The sequence below is a fragment of the Pseudomonas sp. CGJS7 genome (genome assembly GCF_036961695.1).
On sequence record NZ_JBAMDI010000170.1, the window covers coordinates 1 to 20,007 of the forward strand.

A 20,007-nucleotide genomic window follows, 5' to 3' on the forward strand; every position below is an offset into this window, starting at 1 on the left:
GTAGGCGCGGGTTTACCCGCGAATACGGTGGCGGCGGCAACGGTGAGCGGCGGGTGGAAATTGGCCAGCAGGGCCGGCCCTTTCGCGGGTGAACCCGCTCCTACAACGGCCTGGGACCAACCGCCGATGCCTGTGTAGGCGCGGGTTTACCCGCAAATACGGTGGCGGCGGCAACGGTGAACGGCGGATGGAAATTGGTCAGCAGGGCCGGCCCTTTCGCGGGTGAACCCGCTCCTACAACGGCCTGTGACCAACCGCCGATGCGTGTGTAGGAGCGGGTTTACCCGCGAAAGGGCCGGGCCTGCTGTCAGTGCAGCTCGAAGGTATCGGCATCCAGATTGGCCGGGAACTTGGCCCGGTACGCCGCCAGTTCCGCCGCGCTCAGTACTGCAGTGAACACACCGTCCGCCTCCCCGGCACTGAGCAGGCTCTCGCCCTGGAAATCCAGCACCTGGCTGTCACCAGAGTAAGCAAAGCCTTTACCGTCCGTGCCCACCCGGTTCACCGCCGCCACATAGCACAGGTTCTCGATCCCCCGCGCCGGTAGCAGGCGGTTCCAGTGCTGGCGACGCGCGGCCGGCCAGTTGGCGGTGTACAGCAGTAGGTCAGTGTCCTGGGCGTCACGGCTCCAAACCGGGAAGCGCAGGTCGTAGCAGATCAGCGGGCGAATGCGCCAGCCCTTGAGCTCGAACTGCACCTGCCGCTCGCCTGGGGTGTAATGTTTGTGCTCACCGGCCATGCGGAACAGGTGGCGCTTGTCGTAGTGCAGAATCTCGCCGTCCGGCCGCGCCCACAACAGGCGGTTGCGGTGGCTGCCATCGGCGGCCTGGATGATCACACTGCCGGTAATCACCGCATTGTGCTTCTTGGCCTGCGCCTTCAGCCATTTGTAGGTCGGACCGTTCTCCGGTTCGCACAGGCTTTCCGATTGCATCGAAAAACCGGTGGTAAACATTTCCGGCAGGATTACCAGGTCAACCTCGCCCACCTGCTCCAGCAGCACCTCGAAGTGCGCGTAGTTGGCCTCACGGTCGTGCCAGGCCAAGGTGGTTTGCACCAGGGCGACTTTCAGGTTCGGCAGTGTACTCAGATCGCGCATAGTCTTTCCGCTGCCTGACGCAGCGTCTCCTCTCGTTTGGCAAAGCACAGGCGTACCAGGCGTTGCTCGGGGATGGGTTGCTGGTAGAACACCGATACCGGGATGGTCGCCACGCCGTGCTCACGCGTCAGCCACAGCGACATGTCGACATCGTTCAGGTCCGGACGGATTTGCGAATAGTCCACCAGCTGGAAATAAGTGCCCGTCGTGCGGGTAAAGTTGAAACGCGAGCCGTCCAGCAAACCGCAGAACAGGTCGCGCTTGGCCTGGTAAAAGGCCGGCAACTCATCAATATGCTCGGGGTGCCCGGCCATGAAGTCGGCCAAGGCACACTGCAGCGGCGTCACGCCACAGAAGTTGACGTACTGGTGCACTTTGCGCAGCTCGGCGCTCAAGGCTGGCGGTGCGATCACGTAACCGGTCTTCCAGCCGGTAACGTGGTACGTCTTGCCGAAGGAACTGACCACGAAGGCACGTGAGTACAACTGCTCATGGGCCAGCACACTGGCGTGGCGTACGCCGTCGTAGACCAGGTGCTCGTACACTTCATCGCTGACCAGGTAGATATCGCGGTCGGCAATAAGTGCGGCCAACTGGTCGAGGTCCTCGCGGGTGATCAACGCGCCGCTGGGGTTGTGTGGCGAGTTGAGGATGACCACGCGCGTGCGCGGGCTCAAGGCATCACTGAATTTCTGCCAGTCGATACGGAAGTCGCCGTCGCTCAACTGCACATGCACACAGCGACCACCGGCCAGCTCCACGGACGGCTCGTAACTGTCGTAGCAGGGGTCGAAGACGATCACTTCATCACCGGCATGCACCACCGCCTGGATGGCACAGAAAATAGCCTCGGTGGCGCCGGGGGTGATAGTCACTTCCTGATCGGCATCCACCCTTGCCCCATACAACCGCTCGACCTTGGCCGCCACCTGCTGGCGCAGGGCCGGCAGGCCGGTCATGGGCGAATACTGGTTATGCCCGGCAGCCACGTGCCGGCCCACTGCATCGAGCAGGGCCTGCGGGCCATTGAAGTCAGGAAAGCCCTGGGACAGGTTGAGCGCGCCAGTCTGCACGGCGAGCTGGGACATGGTGGTGAAGATGGTCGTGCCGACATTCGGCAGTTTGCTGCGGATCATGGAGCCCTCTTTCCTGGGGTATATCCGGCACGGGGTGGAGTCCGAGCATAGCGGATCGAGCGGTCAGGAAAAAGGTTGAAACAATAGGGGGATTGCTCTGGATCAAAGGGCGTCTGTGGGGGCAGCCTTGCCCGCCCCCACATGGCGCTGCTTAGCGTTTGTCGCGACGCTTCTTCTCGGCCTTCTTGTGGTGCGACATCAGGCGGCGCTTCTTGTTGACCTGGCGATCGGTAAGGGTGTTCTTCTTACCCTCGTACGGGTTCTCACCCCCCTTGTACTCGATACGGATCGGCGTACCGACCAGCTTGAGCACCCGGCGATAGGTGTTTTCCAGGTAACGCGAGTACGACTTGGGAATGCTGTCGGTCTGGTTGCCGTGGATCACGATCAGTGGCGGGTTGGCACCACCGAGGTGGGCATAGCGCAGCTTGATGCGGCGACCGTTGACCATCGGCGGCTGGTGCTCGCTCACGGCATCTTCGAGGATCTGCGTCAGGCGGCTGGTCGGCCAGCGGGTGACCGCGGACTGGAACGCAGCCTGTACCGACTTGTACAAGTTGCCCACGCCCGTGCCATGCAGCGCGGAAATGAAGTGGATGTCGGCAAAGTCGACGAAGAACAGCCGGCGCTCCAGCTCGGTCTTCACGTAGGCGCGCTCACCCGGCTCCATGCCATCCCACTTGTTCAGGGCAATGACGATGGCGCGACCGGCTTCAAGGGCGAAGCCCAGCAGGTTCAGGTCATGGTCGACCACACCTTCGCGGGCATCCATGACGAAGATGACGACGTTGGCATCCTTGATCGCCTGCAGCGTCTTCACCACCGAGAACTTCTCGACTTCCTCGTGGATCTTGCCACGCTTGCGCACACCGGCGGTGTCGATGAAGGTGTACTTCTCGCCATCGCGCTCGAACGGGATGTAGATACTGTCACGGGTGGTGCCCGGCTCGTCGTAGACCACCACACGCTCTTCGCCGAGCATGCGGTTGACCAGCGTAGACTTGCCAACGTTCGGGCGGCCGATGATGGCGATCTTGATGCCATCCTTCTCGCTTGGGCCAGGAATGCGCACGGCTTCCTCACCTTCAGCGACGTCCTGTTCGAGGGCTTCTTCTTCGGCATCACGCGGCAGGTGACCGAGCACGGCCTCCATCAAGGCGTTGATACCACGGCCCTGGGAGCCCGCCACCGGAATGGCGTTGCCCATGCCCATTGGCGAGAATTCGGCGCGGGCAACGTCGGGGTCGATGTTGTCGATCTTGTTGGCAACCAGGATCGCCGCCTTGTTCCGCTTGCGCAGGTGCTCGGCGATCATCTGGTCTGCTGCAGTCATGCCCGCACGGGCATCAACCAGGAACAGCACATAGTCGGCTTCTTCAATGGCCATGAGCGACTGCTCGGCCATTTTCTCGTCCATGCCCACTTCGTCACCGGTGATACCACCGGTGTCGATCAGGATGAAGGAACGACCCTGCCAGCTGGCATCACCATACTGGCGGTCACGGGTCAGGCCCGACAGGTCACCGACGATGGCATCGCGGGTCTTGGTCAGGCGGTTGAACATGGTGGATTTGCCGACGTTCGGGCGGCCCACCAGGGCAATTACGGGAACCATCGGCTCTCCACTCTCGAATTCTTGAAAATGCAAAGGCCGCTGCAAGGCAGCGGCCGGAGTTTGGGCGGCGTGTCCTACGCCGCGGCTTGAAGCCCGCCAAGGCTTCAAGCATAGCTTCAGCGGATGGTCAGTGCCTCGAGCTTGCCGCTGTTGCCGAAGACATAGATGGTGTCGCCGACCACAAGTGGGCGGGCGCGCAGGCCATCGCTGTCGATACGCTCACGGCCGACGAAGCGGCCATCCACCTGGCTCAGCAGGTGCAGGTAACCTTCAAAGTCACCCACAGCCACGTAGCTGCTGAACACTTCAGGGGCGGTCAACTGGCGGCGAGCCATGCTGTCGTTGCTCCACAGGGCACTGGAAGAGCGCTCATCCACACCTTCCACGGTACCCGAGGCTTCGCTGACGTAGACGTTACCGAAGCCCTGAGCGACACCCACATAGCTGGAAGCATCGCGCTGCCACAGCTCGCGGCCGCTTTCCAGCTCCAGGCCCGCTACACGGCCCTGGTAGGTGCTGACGTACAGGGTACCACCAGACAGCAACAAGCCGCCGTCGATATCAACCACACGGTCCAGCTCGGAACGGCCCTTCGGGATGGCCACGCGGCTCTCCCACACCGGCACACCGTTGTTGATGTCAACCGCGACCACTTTGCCGGTGGACAGGCCGGCAACCGCCAGGCGGTTGGTGGCGATCGGCGCACCGGTACCACGCAGCGTCAGCACGGCCGGGGAGTTTTCGTAGATCCAACGGCGGTCGCCAGTGGCGGCATCCAGGCCGATCAGGCGGTCGTCCTGGGTCTGCACCACCACCACGTCACCGTTGTTGGCAGGTGGGGCCAGCACTTCGCTGGTCACGCGCGAGCGCCAACGCTCCTCACCGGTACTGGAGTCCAGGGCAATGACTTCACCCTTGAGGGTACCGAGCATGACCAGGCCATAGCCTACGCCAACTGCACCGGAAACCTGCAGCTCCAGGTCCTTCTTCCACACCACGTCGCCGGTGATGCGGTCGAGGGCGAAGACTTCGCCGTTGACGTCGGAAGCGTAGATACGGTCGTTCTCGATGGCCGGTACCAGGGTGTTGTAGGTTTCACCCTGGCCGTCACCGATCGAACGGCTCCACTGCTTCTTCAGCACCACTTCCTCGGTGAACTTGGTCAGCTCGGCCGGGGGCAGTTCCTTCTTGCTGTTGCTGCTGCAACCTGCGGCCAGTACGGCCAGGGTCAGCACTGCTGCATGTTTCCAACCGATCACTTACGCGTCCCCTTTAGCCAGGTCATCCAGCTTCAATTGCAGGCCACCGACCGCCGCGTCATCGGACAGCGCAGCCTTGGCTTTTTCGTAAGCGCTGTGCGCGTCGTTGGTGCGACCCAGCTGCACCAGCAGGTCACCCTTCAACTCTTCACGGCTGGCCAGGAAGGCTTTGTCGGCGTCGCCGTCGAGCAGCTTGAGCGCATCCTCGGCCTTGTTCTGGGCTGCCAGTACGCGCGCCAGACGCTGACGCGAAATCTCGCCCAAGGTAACGTCGGCCGGTTTGTCCAGCACGCTTTTCAGCTCGGCTGCGGCGTCATCGAGCTTGCCGCTGTCGACCGCGACCTTGGCCACGAACAGGCTGCCGTACTGGGCGTAAGCGGTGCCGCCAAACTCGCTCTTGAGCTTGCCGGCCAGTTCCGCGACCTTGGTGGCGTCCGGCTGGCCGGTCGGTGTCAGGCTGGTTTCAATCAGCGCCTGATACAACTGCGAGGCACCTTGCGACTGGTTGGTCTGGTACTTGTGCCAGGTATTCCAGCCCAACACCACCACGCCAGCCAGCAGTGCACCGGTCAGCAGCGGCTTGCCGTTGCGGTTCCACCAGTCCTTGACGCCTGCCAGGTCATCATCATCGGTACTCGACACCCCAATACTCCTTTTCGCCTATTCGCTTGTTGAACCGCGTTACGCTTGCGCGATCGCGGTTTCCAGGTGCTCTGCAAGAGCATCCCAGGCAATGTTCTGTTGTTCACCCTGGCCACGCAGGGGCTTCAAGCCGATTTCTTGCTTGGCCAGCTCGTCGTCGCCGAGGATCAGGGCGAACAGTGCACCGCTCTTGTCGGCTTTCTTGAACTGGCTCTTGAAGCTGCCACCACCGGCGTTGACTGCCAGGCGCAGGCCCGGCAAGCGGTCGCGCAGGCCTTCGGACAGGCGCAGGCCAGCCAGCTCCGCCTGTTCGCCAAAGGCGCACAGGTAAACGTCGATCTGGCGGCTGATGGACTCCGGCACCTTGCCCAGGGTTTCCAACAGCAGGATCAGGCGCTCGATGCCCATGGCGAAACCAACGCCAGTGGTCGGCTTGCCACCCATCTGTTCGACCAGGCCGTCGTAACGGCCACCCGCGCACACCGTGCCCTGGGCACCGAGCTTGTCGGTTACCCACTCGAACACGGTCTTGCTGTAGTAGTCCAGGCCGCGTACCAGCTTGGTGTTGATCACGAACGGAATACCGGCAGCGTCCAGGCGGGCCTTGAGGCCTTCGAAGTGCACACGCGACTCTTCGTCCAGGTAGTCTTCCAGCTTCGGCGCCCCAACCAGCACCGCCTGGGTGTTCTGGTCCTTGCTGTCGAGGATGCGCAACGGGTTGCTCTTCAGGCGGCGCTGGCTGTCTTCGTCCAGTTGCTCCAGGCGCGCCGAGAGGAACTCGACCAGCGCGTCACGGTAGCGTGCGCGGGCTTCACTGGTGCCCAGGCTGTTGAGCTCCAGCGTGACCGCGTCCTGGATGCCCAGCAGGCCCCACAGGCGCCAGGTCAGCATGATCAGCTCGGCATCGATGTCCGGGCCGTCCAGGTTGAACACTTCCACGCCAATCTGGTGGAACTGGCGGTAGCGGCCCTTCTGTGGGCGCTCGTGGCGGAACATCTGGCCGATGTACCACAGCTTCTGCACCTGACCGTTGCCGGTGATGCCGTGCTCGAGCACCGCTCGCACGCAGGCCGCAGTGCCTTCAGGGCGCAGGGTCAGCGAATCGCCGTTGCGGTCCTCGAAGGTGTACATCTCTTTTTCGACGATGTCGGTCACTTCACCGATCGAGCGTTTGAACAGCTCGGTGAACTCGACGATCGGCGTGCGGATCTGGCTGTACCCGTAGGTGTCCAGCAGCCCGGCCACTGTGCCTTCGAAGTAGCGCCACAGCGGCGACTGTTCTGGCAGGATGTCGTTCATGCCACGGATGGCTTGCAGCGATTTGCTCACGAAAAGTCCTTACGAATTCTGTGTGTCAGCCACGAGCGATCAACGCCGCGTCGGCCTCGGCCTTTTCGGCCGCTTTCTGGCGGATGAGTTTTTCAAGCTCATCGACCAGGTTGTCATTGGTCAGCTTCTGCGCCGGCTTGCCGTCGATGTAGATTAGGTTCGGCGTACCGCCGGTCAGGCCTACATGGGCTTCCTTGGCTTCACCCGGGCCGTTGACCACGCAACCGATCACCGCCACATCCAGCGGCACCAGCAGGTCTTCCAGACGCCCTTCCAGCTCGTTCATGGTCTTGACCACATCGAAATTCTGCCGCGAGCAGCTCGGGCAGGCGATGAAGTTGATGCCACGCGAGCGCAGATGCAGCGACTTGAGGATGTCGTAGCCGACTTTCACTTCTTCGACCGGGTCGGCCGCCAGCGAGATGCGGATGGTATCGCCAATACCTTCGGCCAGCAGCATACCGAGGCCGACGGCGGACTTCACGGTGCCCGAACGCAGGCCACCGGCTTCAGTGATGCCCAGGTGCAGCGGTTGCACGATCTGCTTGGCCAGCAGACGGTAGGCTTCGACAGCCATGAACACGTCCGAGGCCTTGACGCTGACCTTGAAGTCCTGGAAATCCAGGCGGTCGAGATGCTCGACGTGGCGCAGGGCCGACTCGACCAGCGCGGCCGGGGTCGGTTCGCCGTACTTCTTCTGCAGGTCTTTCTCCAGCGAACCGGCGTTGACCCCGATACGAATCGGAATGCCGCGGTCGCGGGCGGCATCGACCACCGCGCGCACGCGGTCTTCACGGCCGATGTTGCCCGGGTTGATCCGCAGGCAATCAACGCCCAGTTCGGCAACACGCAGGGCGATCTTGTAGTCGAAATGGATGTCGGCGACCAGCGGCACGCTGACCCGTTGCTTGATCTTGCCAAACGCTTCGGCCGCGTCCATGTCCGGCACCGAGACCCGCACGATGTCCACGCCGGCGTCGACCAGACGCTGGATTTGCGCCACGGTAGCAGCGACATCGTTGGTGTCGGTGTTGGTCATGCTCTGCACCGCGATGGGCGCATCACCACCCACCGGCACATTGCCAACCCAGATTTTGCGGGATTCGCGACGTTTGATCGGAGATTCGCCGTGCATGACTTACTGTCCCAACTTCAGGCGAGCAGTCTCGCCACTGGTGAACGGGGCAACATCGACGGCCTGGCCGTTGTAGCTGACCTGGGCGCCCCGGGCAAAGCCCAGGCGTACCGCGAATGGCGGCTTGCCGGTCAGCTCGAGGTTGTCCCCCTTGCGCTTGATGGCGCTGAACAGCACCTTGCCGTTGCCGTCGCTGACCTGGGTCCAGCAATCAGCGGTGAACTGGATGGCGACCTTGGCGCTGCCTGCTGGCACCGCGGCAGGCTCGACGGCCGCCACGGCCGGTGCAGGTGCAGGTGCTGGTGCCGGCGCAGCAGTGGCCTGTACCGGAGGAGTAACCGGTGCAGGCGAAGCAGCAGGTGCGGTTTGCACAGGCGCTTGTTGTGCTGGAGCAGGCGCTGTGGCAATGACTGCCTCAGAGGTTACCGGCGCCTGTTCAGCGGCAGCAGGCTGCTCGGCAGCGCCCTGCTCCAGCGCCAGCGGCGCGCTTTCAGGTTGCTGTCCAGCGGAAACGGCCTGGTCTTCAGGCTCATCGAGCGGGTGAATCTGTGTGGTGCCGTCGGCGCTTTCGACCTCGACGTGCTCCAGGGCAATCTTCGCCAGCTCCTTGCCCCGCAGGCTGCCCTGGTCCTGCCACCAGAAAAAGCCACCACCGACCACAGCCACCAGCAACAGCAGGCTGACGCCGCGCAGGATGTTGTGCGACAACCGCACAGGCTCTTCGATACGGCCCAGCGAATGCACGTCGCTGCCTTTGGCGTGGGTACCGGTGTAGCGGTCGAAGGCATCTACCAGGGCGGCTTGATCGAGGTCCATCAGCTTGGCGTAGGCGCGAATGTAGCCACGAGCGAAAGTATGCCCGGGCAGCTTGTCGAAGGCGCCGGTTTCCACGTGGTTCAACGAACTGACAGTGAGGTTGAGCTTGCGGGCCACCTCGGCTTGAGACCAGTCCCGTTTCTCACGGGCCAGGCGCAAAAGCTCACCGGGGTTCTGGCCAGGCGCTACTGCTACTTCGGGATGCGCGGCGTTCATCGTTGCTCCGACAGGTATTGCTGATATTCCGGCGTACCGGGATAAAGTCGTTGTAATTGCTGGCCCAATTCGGCCAGTGTGCCCTGCTCGTCGAACACCCTGGCAAGGCGGCTGCCCAGCAGCAGGCTACGGGCGTCGTGGTCGCTCAACTGGCTGAAACGATCGTAGTAGTCCCGGGCCGGCACATAATGCCTGTTTTCGTAGGACAACTCAGCCATTTCCAGCAACGCTTTTGGTTGCCGCTGGTTGAGTTGTAACGCTTTCAACAGATACGCGTGCGCCTGATCGCGGCGTTCGAGCTTCAGGGCGGTCAGGCCCAGATTCTCGTACACGCGTGAGCGCTCAGGATACAGGGTATCGGCACTGGCCAGGCGAAACATCTGCTTGGCCTCGGCAAATCGCCCCTGAGCATAAAGGAAACTGCCGTAATTGTTGCGAATTCGCGTGTCACCGCGGCTTATCTGCAAGGCCTTGCGAAAATGTGCTTCGGCCAACGCCGGCTCGCCTTGGGCTTGAAACACTACCGCCAGGGCGGCGTGCGCGTCGACATCCTGGTCATCCAGCGCCAGGGCCTTTCCCAGCGGCGCCTTGGCCTGTTCGGTCAAACCTTGTTGCAAATAACCCAAGCCAAGCTGCACATAAGCCCGCCCTGCCTCCACCCTGCCCTGGCGGCTGGCCAAGGGGTCGCTCGCGCCGCCCGACACGCAGCCGGCCAGCAGCGAAAGCGCAAGGATCGACAGCGCGGCACGCAGGCTCATGGGCAAGGTACCTGTCAGTGGCTGGCGGCGCTGTCTGGCAGTTCGACGTCCGCAGAAAGCTGGCGAACAGCGATGTAGCGCTCACTGCGGCGAGTACGGTCATTGACCTGGCCGACCAGCTGGCCACAGGCAGCGTCGATGTCGTCGCCGCGCGTGGTACGGGTGGTGACGTTGAAGCCACCGTGGTGCAGCAGGTCCTGGAAGCGACGAATGGCGTTGTTGCTCGGTCGCTCGTAACCCGAATGCGGGAACGGGTTGAACGGGATCAGGTTGATCTTGCAGGGTACATCGCGCAACAGTTCGATCATCTGCGCGGCATGCTCGGGCTGGTCGTTGACGTCCTTGAGCAGGGTGTACTCGACGGTGAGCACGCGCTTGCCGCCCAAGGTGGACATGTAGCCCATGCACGATTCCAGCAGCATCTTCAGCGGGTACTTCTTGTTGATCGGTACCAGCTTGTTGCGCAGTTCGTCGTTCGGCGCATGCAGCGACAGGGCCAGCGACACGTCGATGTGCTTGGCGAGTTCGTCGATCATCGGCACCACGCCCGAGGTGGACAAGGTGACACGGCGCTTGGAAATGCCATAGCCAAGGTCATCCATCATGATTTTCATGGCGGCAATGACGTTGTCGAAGTTCAGCAAGGGCTCGCCCATGCCCATCATGACCACGTTGGTAATCGCGCGGTCGACTTTGGCAGGAACGGTCCCGAAGGATTTGTTGGCAAGCCACACCTGGCCGATCACTTCGGCGGCAGTGAGGTTGCTGTTGAAGCCTTGCTTGCCGGTGGAGCAGAAGCTGCAGTCCAGGGCACAGCCGGCTTGCGACGATACGCACAGGGTGCCGCGGTCGTCGGTTGGAATATAGACGGTCTCGACGCAGCTGCCGGAGGCAACGCGGATCACCCATTTACGGGTGCCGTCGGCGGAAATGTCTTCACTGACCACTTCCGGTGGGCGTATTTCGGCAACGGCCTCGAGCTTTTCGCGCAAGACCTTGCCTACGTTGGTCATGGCCGCAAAGTCGGACACGCCAAAATGGTGAATCCATTTCATCACCTGGCCGGCACGGAAGCGCTTCTCCCCAATAGAGTCGAAGAATTGTTCCATTTCCGGCTGGGTCAGACCCAACAGGTTGATTTTGCCAGTAGATGTCGTCATGGATTCACCCTCACCCGTAAGCTTTCGCTTAGCGAGTGGTTACCTCGGTAGCAGCGAAGAAGTAAGCGATTTCGCGAGCAGCAGCAGCTTCGGAGTCCGAACCGTGAACGGCGTTGGCGTCGATCGACTCGGCGAAGTCAGCGCGGATGGTGCCGGCAGCAGCTTCTTTAGGGTTGGTAGCACCCATCAGCTCACGGTTCTTGGCGATGGCGTTCTCGCCTTCCAGAACCTGGACAACGACCGGACCGGAAGTCATGAAGGCAACCAGGTCACCGAAGAAGCCGCGCTCGCTGTGCTCAGCGTAGAAGCCTTCGGCTTCGGCTTTGGACAGTTGCTTCATTTTCGAGGCAACGATTTTCAGGCCGGCTTCTTCGAAGCGAGTGGTGATCTTGCCGATGACGTTTTTGGCAACAGCGTCAGGCTTGATGATGGAGAAAGTACGTTGAACAGCCATGGAAAACTCCAGAATATGAGTGTTACGAAAAATTAAACCCGCGAATTATACGCGGGTTCCGGGGGATTGCCTAACCTGCAAGTGACGCTTAGTCGGCTTCGTCGATCCAGGCGGCCTGGATTGCCTCGAGCACTTTCTCACCGCCGCGTGACGGATCGTCGCTGAACTCTGGCAATGCCAGCACCCAGCTGTGCAGGTCCACGAAATTCACATAACGAGGATCGACCTCAGGCTTGCTTTCTGCAAGCTGGATTGCGATCTCAAGTACATCAACCCATTTCAGACTCATGTACAGGCCCTCAGTGCGGTGCTTCGGCAGCATGGTTGAGCGAATACTTGGGGATCTCGATGGTCAGGTCTTCGTCAGCGACGAAAACCTGGCAACCCAGGCGCGATTGCGCTTCCAGGCCCCAGGCTTTGTCCAGCATGTCTTCTTCCAGCTCGTCAGCCTCTTCGAGCGAATCGAAGCCCTTGCGCACGATGCAGTGGCAAGTGGTACAGGCCTTGACGCCGCCGCAGGCGCTTTCCATCTCGATGTGATGGTCGTGGGCCAGTTCCAGGATGTTGGTCCCGGGCTTGACCTCCACGGTCAGCCCCTCGGGGCAGAACTTCTCATGCGGCAGGAATGTCACCAGCGGCATCGATTACTCCTCGATCTCATTCAGGTTGCGCCCGGCCAGTGCGGCTTTGACCGTCGAATCAAGGCGACGGGCGGCAAATGCATCGGTCACCTGCGACAGACGCTTGGTCTGTTGCTCGATGGCTGCGCCATCGGTGCCGGCCAGCAAATCACGTAGTTCTTGCATCTGGAATTCGATGGCGTCGCGCTCATCACTGCTGAGCAGGCGATCGCCGTCGGCGTCCAGGGCGCCCTGTACCGCCTCGAGCAGCCGCTCGCCATCTACCTGATGCTCTCGCAGCTGGCGGGCGTGCTTGTCGGAACCGGCGTGTTCGAAGGAGTCCTTGAGCATGCGGGCGATTTCGCCGTCGGTCAGGCCGTAGGACGGCTTGACCTGAATGCTGGCTTCCACGCCCGAACCCAGCTCGCGGGCAGCGACGCTGAGCAGGCCATCGGCATCCACCTGGAAGGTGACGCGGATTTTTGCAGCACCGGCAACCATGGCTGGGATGCCGCGCAGCTCGAAGCGGGCCAGCGAACGGCAGTCACTGATCAGCTCGCGCTCGCCCTGCAGTACGTGGATCATCATGGCCGACTGGCCATCTTTGTACGTGGTGAACTCCTGAGCTCGGGCCACCGGAATGGTGGTGTTACGCGGGATCACCTTCTCCATCAGCCCGCCCATGGTTTCAAGACCAAGCGACAGCGGGATGACATCGAGCAGCAGCAGCTCGCCACCTTCGCGGCGGTTGCCGGCCAGGGTGTCGGCCTGGATGGCGGCACCAATGGCCACCACCTGGTCTGGGTCGATCGAGGTCAGCGGGGTGCGCCCGAACAGCGCGCCCACGGCCTCACGTACACGCGGCACGCGGGTCGAACCACCGACCATGACCACGGCGCTGACTTCTTCCAGCTCAACGCCACTGTCGCGCACGGCGCGGCGGCAAGCCTTCAGGCTGCGGGCAACCAGTGGTTCGATCATGGCTTCGAAGGCGCTGCGGGTCAGCTCACCGTGCCAGGCACCGTGACTGACGTTGACCACATCAGCGTCGGTCAGGGCTTCCTTGGCGGCGCAGGCGGTTTGCAGCAGCGCGCGCTGGGTAGCCGGGTCCAGATCGGACGACAAGCCAGCCTGCTCGATGATCCAGCCGGCAATAGCATGGTCGAAGTCGTCACCACCCAAGGCGGTATCACCGCCGGTGGCCAGCACTTCGAATACGCCAGCGGTCAGGCGCAGGATGGAAATATCGAAAGTACCGCCGCCCAGATCATAGATGGCTACCACGCCTTCGGCGTTCTGGTCCAGGCCGTAGGCTACGGCGGCCGCAGTCGGTTCGTTGAGCAGGCGCAGCACGTTCAGGCCGGCCAGACGCGCTGCGTCTTTGGTAGCCTGACGCTGGGCGTCATCGAAATAGGCCGGCACGGTGATCACCGCACCTACCAGCTCGCCACCCAAGGTGGCTTCGGCCCGTTCGCGCAACACCTTCAGGATGTCGGCAGACACTTCCACAGGGCTTTTCGGCCCCTGCACGGTGTCGATGAACGGCATGTGCGACTCACCACCCACAAAGCGGTATGGCAGTTGCTCGCCCAGCTGCTTGACGTCGGCCAGGCCGCGCCCCATCAGGCGCTTGACCGACAGCACGGTGTTCAACGGGTCGCTGGAGGCAGCATCACGCGCGGCCTGCCCCACTTCGTTGCGCCCTTCGAGGTAGCGCACCGCGGACGGCAGAATGACGTTACCCTGCGCGTCGGGCAGGGGCTCGCTACGGCCGCTGCGCAGTGCAGCGACCATTGAGTTGGTGGTACCCAGGTCGATTCCAACCGCCAGGCGGCGCTGGTGCGGCTGAGGGCTTTGACCGGGTTCGGCAATCTGCAGTAGGGCCATGCTTATCTGAATACCTTAGGTGCCATCACGGGCAGCACCGGGGTTAATCGTCGAGGCGCTCTTCCAGTTGGCGCACTTCTTGGGCGAGCTTGTCGAGGAACTGCATGCGGCGCATCAGGCGTTCAGCCTTGTCGCGCTCGCCCGGGGCATCCCAGCAGCCGGCAAAGTCCTCATTCAGCGTGTCCTGGGCGGCCTTCAGGCGCTTCTTGAACACGCCGACACCGTCAAGGTCGGCTTCATCCTGCAGTTCTTCGAGCTCTTCACGCCACTGCATCTGCTGCAGCAGGAAGTCAGGGTCGTGGACCGTAACCTCCTGGGGCACTTCGTGGCCGCTGATGGCCAGCAGGTAGCGCGCGCGACGCGGCGCACTGCGCAGCGTCTGGTAAGCGTCGTTGAGGGCCGCGGATTTTTCCAGCGCTATACGCTGCTCACGCTCGGAGGCGTCGGCAAAGCGATCAGGATGGACTTCGCGGGCCAGCTCGCGATAGCGAGTGGCCAGCTTGTCGAGATCCAGACGGAAGCTTGGCTGGAGGTCAAACAATGCGTAATGACAAGGAGTACCCACAGCCAGCCTCAAACGTTGAAGCTTTCGCCGCAGCCACACTCACCGCGCACGTTGGGGTTGTTGAACTTGAAGCCTTCGTTCAACCCTTCCTTGACGAAATCCAGTTCGGTGCCATCGAGGTAGACCAGGCTCTTGGGATCGATGATCACCTTGACGCCATGGTTTTCGAACACCTGGTCTTCGTCCGCCAGTTCGTCGACGAATTCCAGCACGTAGGCCAGACCCGAGCAACCGGTGGTGCGCACGCCCAGGCGAATGCCCTCACCTTTGCCGCGCCCGTCGAGGGAGCGGCGAATGTGGTTGGCGGCGGCTTCTGTCATGCTGATAGCCATCAGAACTCCTTACCTTGCAACAGGCGACTTAGATCAAGCCTTTCTTCTGCTTGTAGTCGCGTACGGCTGCCTTGATGGCATCTTCGGCGAGTACCGAGCAGTGAATCTTGACCGGCGGCAACGCCAGCTCTTCGGCCAGTTGGGTATTCTTGATGGTTTCGGCCTCGTCCAGGGTCTTGCCCTTCATCCACTCGGTGGCGAGGGAACTGGACGCGATGGCCGAACCGCAGCCGTAGGTCTTGAACTTGGCGTCTTCGATAACGCCCTGCTCGTTTACCTTGATCTGCAGGCGCATCACGTCACCGCAGGCCGGGGCGCCGACCATGCCGGTGCCGACATCCGGGTCTTCGGCATTCATCTTGCCGACGTTGCGCGGGTTTTCGTAGTGGTCGATGACCTTTTCACTGTATGCCATGGTGCAATTCCTTCCTCATCAGGGAGCCGCTCTTGCCGGCGACTGCTTAGTGGGCGGCCCACTCGATCTTGGAGATGTCAACGCCGTCTTTGTACATATCCCACAGCGGCGACAGCTCACGCAGTTTATTGACGGCCTCGCAGACTTTCTGCGCGGCGTAGTCGACTTCTTCTTCGGTGGTGAAACGGCCGAAGGAGAAGCGGATCGAGCTGTGCGCCAGCTCGTCGTTGCGGCCCAGAGCACGCAGTACGTAGGACGGCTCGAGCGACGCGGAGGTACAGGCCGAACCGGACGATACGGCGATGTCTTTCAGCGACATCAGCAGCGATTCGCCTTCGACGTAGTTGAAGCTCAGGTTCAGGTTGTGCGGTACACGCGCAGTCTGGCTGCCATTGACGTACAGCTCTTCAAGGTTCGAGACCTGCTTGAAGAAGCGGTCGCTCAGGGCCTTGATGCGTGCGTTTTCTGCAACCATTTCCTGCTTGGCAATGGCGAAGGCTTCGCCCATGCCGACGATCTGGTGGGTCGGCAGGGTGCCCGAACGCATGCCGCGCTCATGACCGCCGCCGTGAATGATGGCTTCAAGACGTACACGCGGCTTGCGGCTGACGTACAGCGCGCCGATGCCTTTCGGGCCGTAGACCTTGTGCGCCGAGAACGACATCAGGTCGACTTTCAGCTTTTGCAGGTCGATTTCGACCTTGCCAGCCGACTGGGCGGCGTCGACATGGAACAGTACGCCGCGCGAACGGGTCAGTTCACCGATGGCGGCAATGTCGTTGATCGAGCCGACTTCGTTGTTCACATGCATCAGCGAGACCAGGATGGTGTCGTCGCGCAGCACCGCTTCTACCATGGCCGGGGTGACGATGCCGTCTTCGCCTGGTTCCAGGTAAGTGACTTCAAAACCTTCGCGCTCCAGCTGGCGAGCGGTATCCAGGACCGCCTTGTGCTCGATCTTGGAGGTAATGATGTGCTTGCCCTTGGTCTGATAGAAGTGCGCGACACCTTTGAGCGCGAGGTTGTCGGACTCGGTGGCACCGCTGGTCCAGACGATTTCGCGCGGATCGGCGTTGATCAGCTCGGCAACCTGGCGACGACCGTTCTCCACCGCTTCCTCGGCCTTCCAGCCAAAGACGTGGGAGCGCGAGGCCGGGTTACCGAAGTTCCCGTCGACCAGCAGGCAGTCGGCCATCTTCTGGGCCACGCGTGGGTCGACCGGAGTGGTCGCGGAGTAATCAAGGTAGATCGGCAACTTCATTTGTCTCTCCTATCAGGCGGTGGCGTCGCTCGTCGTCCCAGGGGGTCAATCGACGGCAGACGTCTCAATCTTGTCCAGCTGGGCGGTTCGTCCTGCGACACGGCGCAGGTCCTGGCGCTGGGCGACTTCCTGCACATCACGGCGCTTGACGAGGTCGGCCAGGCTGATGCCGCTGAGGAATTCATGGATCTGCTGGCTGAGGTCGCACCACAGGTGGTGGGTCAGGCAGGTATCACCGGCATGGCAGTCACCGAGCCCCTGGCAACGGGTGGCGTCGACCGATTCGTTGACCGCGTCGATAACCTGGGCCACCTGGATGGTTTCCATGCCCCGCGACAGCTGGTAGCCACCGCCTGGACCGCGCACACTGGAAACCAGGCTGCTGCGGCGCAGCTTGGCGAACAGCTGCTCCAGATAAGAGAGGGAAATGCCCTGGCGCTCGGAAATATCGGCCAAAGACACCGGCCCATGCTTCGCGTGCAACGCCAGGTCGAGCATGGCGGTCACGGCGTATCGGCCTTTGGTAGTCAGTCGCATGGCTATTGGGTACCACGGGAGTTTCAGGATGTGTGCGAGTATGCGATTCCCGAGCATTTAAGTCAACTATTAGACCTACTGCTTTAGTCGGGATTGCATCAGGGAGGCGGGCGCGATTGTAGCAGACGAGGGGCGTGAGCACACGCCCCGCATGCCACCATGACTTCAGTGCGGCGCGATCAATGCGGCTGAGTGTCGCGCTGGGCCACCTGGGCAGCCTCGCTGAAGTCGTCCTCCGGCAAGGCCGGCAGTTCCTTGGCACAATAGTCACTGCCCATCTTGGTCAGCGCGCCACACATACCCTCCAACCGTTCGTCGACGGCCTGCAGGTGATCGAGCATCTGGCCGATGGCCCGCGCCACCGGGTCGGGCATGTCGCCACTGACACCATAGGCGTCGAAGCCGATCTTCTCGGCCATTGCCTTACGCTTGGCTTCGACTTCGGTGTCCTCGCTCTTGACGATGATCCGCCCCGGAATGCCTACCGCGGTAGCCCCGGCCGGCACTGCCTTGGTGACCACCGCATTAGAACCAATCTTGGCGCCGGCGCCGACGGTGAAAGGCCCCAGCACCTTGGCACCCGCCCCTACCACCACGCCGTTCTCCAAGGTGGGGTGGCGCTTGCCCTTGTTCCAGCTGGTGCCACCGAGCGTCACCCCCTGGTACAGGGTGACGTCATCGCCGATCTCGGCGGTTTCGCCAATGACGATGCCCATACCATGATCGATGAAAAAGCGCCGGCCAATGGTGGCGCCAGGGTGGATTTCGATACCGGTCAGCCAGCGACCGAAGTTCGATACCAGCCGGGCCAGCCATTTGAAATCACGCCTCCACAGGGCATTGCCCAGGCGGTGCAGCCAGATGGCATGCATGCCGGGGTAGCAGGTGAGCACCTCGAAGGCATTGCGTGCAGCCGGGTCACGGTGGAATACGCTTTGAATATCTTCACGCAGGCGTTCGAACATCTGTCAGTCCTTCCGTTTATGCGGTTCGCCCCGGACCACTTTCTGGGTCTCGGTGAGGATGCCGCGCAAAATGCTCATTTCCGAACGCTCGACCGCCACCCGCCCATACAGCCGGCGCAAGCGCGGCATCAGGTGCTTGGGCTTTTCGGGGTCGAGGAAGCCGATGCCCACCAGGGTTTTCTCCAGGTGGTCGTAGAACAGCTCCATTTCATCCATGGTCGCCAGCTCAGCGGCGTCAACCTTCTCGACTTTGCCCGGTGCTTCACCGGCAGCCAGCCAGGCCATGCGCACCTCGTAGGAGAGCACCTGCACGGCAGCAGCCAGGTTCAGCGAGCTGAAGTCGGGGTTGGAGGGAATGTGCACGTGGAAGTGACATCGCTGCAGTTCTTCGTTGGTCAGGCCGGCGTGCTCGCGCCCGAACACCAGGGCGATTTCCTCGCCGCCATTGGCATGCTCCACCGCCTTGGCACCGCATTCACGCGGGCCGATCAACGGCCAGGGAATGCTGCGCTCGCGGGCGCTGGTGCCCATCACCAGGTTGCAGCCGACCAGCGCCTGTTCGAGGCTGTCGACCACCTGGGCATTATCCAGCACATCGTCGGCGCCCGAAGCACGGGCACTGGCATCCACGGCGGGGAATTCTTTCGGCTGCACCAGCACCAGACGCGACAAGCCCATGTTTTTCATGGCACGTGCAGCGCCGCCGATGTTGCCGGGGTGGCTGGTATTGACCAGAACAACACGAATATTTTGCAGCAAGGTGTTGTGCTCACAGATGCAGGAATCAGGGCCTTCGATCTTACAGAACCGACAGACGTAACGCCATGAAAGCAAATGTGACACTTCTGCCGCCAAAGTTTTCTGCTAGAATGATCGGCTTTCTTCTTTAACATCTCCAGGTGACCCGCCCATGCAGCCTATGCTGAATATCGCCCTGCGCGCCGCTCGCAGCGCCAGTGAACTGATTTTCCGCTCCATCGAACGCCTGGATAGCATCAAGGTCGATGAGAAAGAGGCCAAGGACTACGTTTCCGAAGTCGATCGCGCCGCCGAGCAGAGCATCGTCAACGCACTGCGCAAGGCCTACCCGAACCACTCCATCCAGGGCGAGGAAACCGGCCTGCACGCGGGTAGCGGCGAAGAAGGCAAAGATTACCTGTGGATCATCGATCCGCTGGACGGCACCACCAACTTCCTGCGCGGTATCCCGCACTTCGCCGTCAGCATCGCCTGCAAATACCGCGGCCGCCTTGAGCACGCCGTGATCGTCGACCCGGTTCGCCAGGAAGAATTCACCGCCAGCCGTGGCCGTGGCGCCCAACTCAATGGCCGCCGCCTGCGCGTCAGCTCGCGCACAAGCCTGGAAGGCGCCCTGCTGGGCACCGGCTTCCCGTTCCGTGATGGCCAGATGGCGGACATGGACAACTACCTGGGCATGTTCCGCGCCTTGACCGGCCAGACCGCCGGCATCCGCCGCGCCGGCTCCGCCAGCCTGGACCTGGCCTACGTGGCTGCTGGCCGCTTCGACGCCTTCTGGGAGTCGGGCCTGTCCGAATGGGACATGGCAGCTGGCGTACTGCTGATCCAGGAAGCCGGTGGCTTGGTGAGTGACTTCAACGGTGGCCACGACTTCCTCGACAAAGGCCACATCGTTGCAGGCAACATCAAGTGCTTCAAGGCAGTACTGACTGCCATCCAGCCGCACCTGCCAGAAAGCATGAAGCGCTAAGCGCAGATTGCTGGCAAACAAAAAGCACCTCTCGAGGTGCTTTTTTTGTGCCTGGTGGTTTTGCGCGGCCTGTGCCG

General features: G+C 62.0%; 22 protein-coding genes. 1 reads left to right on the forward strand and 21 read right to left on the reverse strand.

What is annotated here, in order from left to right; all coding sequences use genetic code 11:
• Window positions 1-307: 307 nt before the first annotated feature.
• The 21 genes from V7787_RS47635 to trmJ form a co-directional block, all read right to left on the reverse strand.
• Window positions 308-1,099 carry an amidohydrolase gene (locus V7787_RS47635; protein ID WP_012051253.1) on the reverse strand — a complete coding sequence of 264 codons (792 nt, stop codon included), beginning with the start codon at window positions 1,097-1,099 and terminating at the stop codon, window positions 308-310.
• Window positions 1,087-2,235: a pyridoxal phosphate-dependent aminotransferase gene (locus V7787_RS47640; protein WP_064492815.1), complete on the reverse strand. Its 1,149-nt coding sequence runs from the start codon at window positions 2,233-2,235 to the stop codon at window positions 1,087-1,089. Before V7787_RS47640 ends, V7787_RS47635 begins: the two co-directional genes overlap by 13 nt.
• A gap of 151 nt (window positions 2,236-2,386) precedes the next feature.
• Window positions 2,387-3,850 (reverse strand): ribosome biogenesis GTPase Der, encoded by a 1,464-nt coding sequence (gene der / locus V7787_RS47645; protein WP_010952071.1) that lies wholly within the window; start codon window positions 3,848-3,850, stop codon window positions 2,387-2,389.
• Window positions 3,851-3,966: 116 nt separating this feature from the next.
• Window positions 3,967-5,109, reverse strand: a complete 1,143-nt coding sequence (gene bamB / locus V7787_RS47650; RefSeq protein ID WP_336094696.1) for an outer membrane protein assembly factor BamB — start codon at window positions 5,107-5,109, stop codon at window positions 3,967-3,969.
• The gene (locus tag V7787_RS47655) at window positions 5,110-5,751 is read right to left on the reverse strand and encodes a tetratricopeptide repeat protein (RefSeq protein WP_064492816.1); all 642 of its coding nucleotides are present in this window, start codon (window positions 5,749-5,751) and stop codon (window positions 5,110-5,112) included.
• Between the two features lie 39 nt (window positions 5,752-5,790).
• Window positions 5,791-7,080 carry a histidine--tRNA ligase gene (gene hisS / locus V7787_RS47660; RefSeq protein WP_104886663.1) on the reverse strand — a complete coding sequence of 430 codons (1,290 nt, stop codon included), beginning with the start codon at window positions 7,078-7,080 and terminating at the stop codon, window positions 5,791-5,793.
• A 25-nt stretch (window positions 7,081-7,105) separates the two neighbouring features.
• Window positions 7,106-8,215, reverse strand: coding sequence for a flavodoxin-dependent (E)-4-hydroxy-3-methylbut-2-enyl-diphosphate synthase (gene ispG / locus V7787_RS47665; protein WP_010952070.1), 1,110 nt, complete (start codon window positions 8,213-8,215; stop codon window positions 7,106-7,108).
• A 3-nt stretch (window positions 8,216-8,218) separates the two neighbouring features.
• Window positions 8,219-9,247: a RodZ domain-containing protein gene (locus V7787_RS47670; protein ID WP_064492817.1), complete on the reverse strand. Its 1,029-nt coding sequence runs from the start codon at window positions 9,245-9,247 to the stop codon at window positions 8,219-8,221.
• Complete coding sequence (pilW, locus tag V7787_RS47675) at window positions 9,244-10,005, reverse strand: type IV pilus biogenesis/stability protein PilW (RefSeq protein WP_020193002.1); 762 nt, start codon at window positions 10,003-10,005, stop codon at window positions 9,244-9,246. Before pilW ends, V7787_RS47670 begins: the two co-directional genes overlap by 4 nt.
• Before the next feature lie 14 nt (window positions 10,006-10,019).
• The gene (gene rlmN / locus V7787_RS47680; protein WP_003248524.1) at window positions 10,020-11,165 is read right to left on the reverse strand and encodes a 23S rRNA (adenine(2503)-C(2))-methyltransferase RlmN; all 1,146 of its coding nucleotides are present in this window, start codon (window positions 11,163-11,165) and stop codon (window positions 10,020-10,022) included.
• A 28-nt stretch (window positions 11,166-11,193) separates the two neighbouring features.
• Window positions 11,194-11,619, reverse strand: a complete 426-nt coding sequence (gene ndk / locus V7787_RS47685) for a nucleoside-diphosphate kinase (RefSeq protein ID WP_003248526.1) — start codon at window positions 11,617-11,619, stop codon at window positions 11,194-11,196.
• An 88-nt stretch (window positions 11,620-11,707) separates the two neighbouring features.
• On the reverse strand, window positions 11,708-11,908 hold the full coding sequence (gene iscX, locus V7787_RS47690) for a Fe-S cluster assembly protein IscX (protein WP_064492821.1): 201 nt from the start codon (window positions 11,906-11,908) through the stop codon (window positions 11,708-11,710).
• Between the two features lie 10 nt (window positions 11,909-11,918).
• Window positions 11,919-12,260, reverse strand: a complete 342-nt coding sequence (gene fdx, locus V7787_RS47695; protein ID WP_003248531.1) for an ISC system 2Fe-2S type ferredoxin — start codon at window positions 12,258-12,260, stop codon at window positions 11,919-11,921.
• Window positions 12,261-12,263: 3 nt separating this feature from the next.
• A complete protein-coding gene (gene hscA / locus V7787_RS47700) occupies window positions 12,264-14,126 on the reverse strand; it encodes a Fe-S protein assembly chaperone HscA (RefSeq protein WP_064492819.1) in 1,863 nt (620 codons plus the stop codon).
• A gap of 43 nt (window positions 14,127-14,169) precedes the next feature.
• Entirely contained in the window at window positions 14,170-14,691 is a 522-nt protein-coding gene (gene hscB, locus V7787_RS47705) for a co-chaperone HscB (RefSeq protein ID WP_010952065.1), read from the reverse strand.
• A gap of 8 nt (window positions 14,692-14,699) precedes the next feature.
• Entirely contained in the window at window positions 14,700-15,023 is a 324-nt protein-coding gene (gene iscA / locus V7787_RS47710) for an iron-sulfur cluster assembly protein IscA (protein ID WP_003248536.1), read from the reverse strand.
• A 28-nt stretch (window positions 15,024-15,051) separates the two neighbouring features.
• Window positions 15,052-15,438: a Fe-S cluster assembly scaffold IscU gene (gene iscU, locus V7787_RS47715; protein ID WP_003248539.1), complete on the reverse strand. Its 387-nt coding sequence runs from the start codon at window positions 15,436-15,438 to the stop codon at window positions 15,052-15,054.
• A gap of 46 nt (window positions 15,439-15,484) precedes the next feature.
• The gene (locus V7787_RS47720; protein WP_003248541.1) at window positions 15,485-16,699 is read right to left on the reverse strand and encodes an IscS subfamily cysteine desulfurase; all 1,215 of its coding nucleotides are present in this window, start codon (window positions 16,697-16,699) and stop codon (window positions 15,485-15,487) included.
• A gap of 45 nt (window positions 16,700-16,744) precedes the next feature.
• Entirely contained in the window at window positions 16,745-17,236 is a 492-nt protein-coding gene (gene iscR, locus V7787_RS47725; protein ID WP_003248542.1) for a Fe-S cluster assembly transcriptional regulator IscR, read from the reverse strand.
• A gap of 179 nt (window positions 17,237-17,415) precedes the next feature.
• A complete protein-coding gene (gene cysE, locus V7787_RS47730; protein WP_010952064.1) occupies window positions 17,416-18,201 on the reverse strand; it encodes a serine O-acetyltransferase in 786 nt (261 codons plus the stop codon).
• Between the two features lie 3 nt (window positions 18,202-18,204).
• Window positions 18,205-18,960 (reverse strand): tRNA (cytosine(32)/uridine(32)-2'-O)-methyltransferase TrmJ, encoded by a 756-nt coding sequence (gene trmJ / locus V7787_RS47735; protein ID WP_004576300.1) that lies wholly within the window; start codon window positions 18,958-18,960, stop codon window positions 18,205-18,207.
• 151 nt (window positions 18,961-19,111) lie between these two features.
• Between trmJ and suhB the strand changes: the two genes are divergently transcribed.
• Complete coding sequence (gene suhB, locus V7787_RS47740) at window positions 19,112-19,930, forward strand: type III secretion system regulator SuhB (RefSeq protein WP_003248548.1); 819 nt, start codon at window positions 19,112-19,114, stop codon at window positions 19,928-19,930.
• Window positions 19,931-20,007: the final 77 nt, after the last annotated feature.

What these genes read in the sequence shown, in the direction of transcription:
- rlmN (WP_003248524.1), bottom strand. Translation starts at nt 11,165, where the DNA reads ATGACGACATCTACTGGCAAAATCAACCTGTTGGGTCTGACCCAGCCG.
- fdx (WP_003248531.1), bottom strand. Translation starts at nt 12,260, where the DNA reads ATGCCGCTGGTGACATTCCTGCCGCATGAGAAGTTCTGCCCCGAGGGG.
- iscX (WP_064492821.1), bottom strand. Translation starts at nt 11,908, where the DNA reads ATGAGTCTGAAATGGGTTGATGTACTTGAGATCGCAATCCAGCTTGCA.
- suhB (WP_003248548.1), top strand. Translation starts at nt 19,112, where the DNA reads ATGCAGCCTATGCTGAATATCGCCCTGCGCGCCGCTCGCAGCGCCAGT.
- iscR (WP_003248542.1), bottom strand. Translation starts at nt 17,236, where the DNA reads ATGCGACTGACTACCAAAGGCCGATACGCCGTGACCGCCATGCTCGAC.
- ndk (WP_003248526.1), bottom strand. Translation starts at nt 11,619, where the DNA reads ATGGCTGTTCAACGTACTTTCTCCATCATCAAGCCTGACGCTGTTGCC.
- der (WP_010952071.1), bottom strand. Translation starts at nt 3,850, where the DNA reads ATGGTTCCCGTAATTGCCCTGGTGGGCCGCCCGAACGTCGGCAAATCC.
- V7787_RS47635 (WP_012051253.1), bottom strand. Translation starts at nt 1,099, where the DNA reads ATGCGCGATCTGAGTACACTGCCGAACCTGAAAGTCGCCCTGGTGCAA.
- hscA (WP_064492819.1), bottom strand. Translation starts at nt 14,126, where the DNA reads ATGGCCCTACTGCAGATTGCCGAACCCGGTCAAAGCCCTCAGCCGCAC.
- V7787_RS47720 (WP_003248541.1), bottom strand. Translation starts at nt 16,699, where the DNA reads ATGAAGTTGCCGATCTACCTTGATTACTCCGCGACCACTCCGGTCGAC.
- ispG (WP_010952070.1), bottom strand. Translation starts at nt 8,215, where the DNA reads ATGCACGGCGAATCTCCGATCAAACGTCGCGAATCCCGCAAAATCTGG.
- V7787_RS47640 (WP_064492815.1), bottom strand. Translation starts at nt 2,235, where the DNA reads ATGATCCGCAGCAAACTGCCGAATGTCGGCACGACCATCTTCACCACC.
- cysE (WP_010952064.1), bottom strand. Translation starts at nt 18,201, where the DNA reads ATGTTCGAACGCCTGCGTGAAGATATTCAAAGCGTATTCCACCGTGAC.
- iscU (WP_003248539.1), bottom strand. Translation starts at nt 15,438, where the DNA reads ATGGCATACAGTGAAAAGGTCATCGACCACTACGAAAACCCGCGCAAC.
- pilW (WP_020193002.1), bottom strand. Translation starts at nt 10,005, where the DNA reads ATGAGCCTGCGTGCCGCGCTGTCGATCCTTGCGCTTTCGCTGCTGGCC.
- V7787_RS47670 (WP_064492817.1), bottom strand. Translation starts at nt 9,247, where the DNA reads ATGAACGCCGCGCATCCCGAAGTAGCAGTAGCGCCTGGCCAGAACCCC.
- iscA (WP_003248536.1), bottom strand. Translation starts at nt 15,023, where the DNA reads ATGGCTATCAGCATGACAGAAGCCGCCGCCAACCACATTCGCCGCTCC.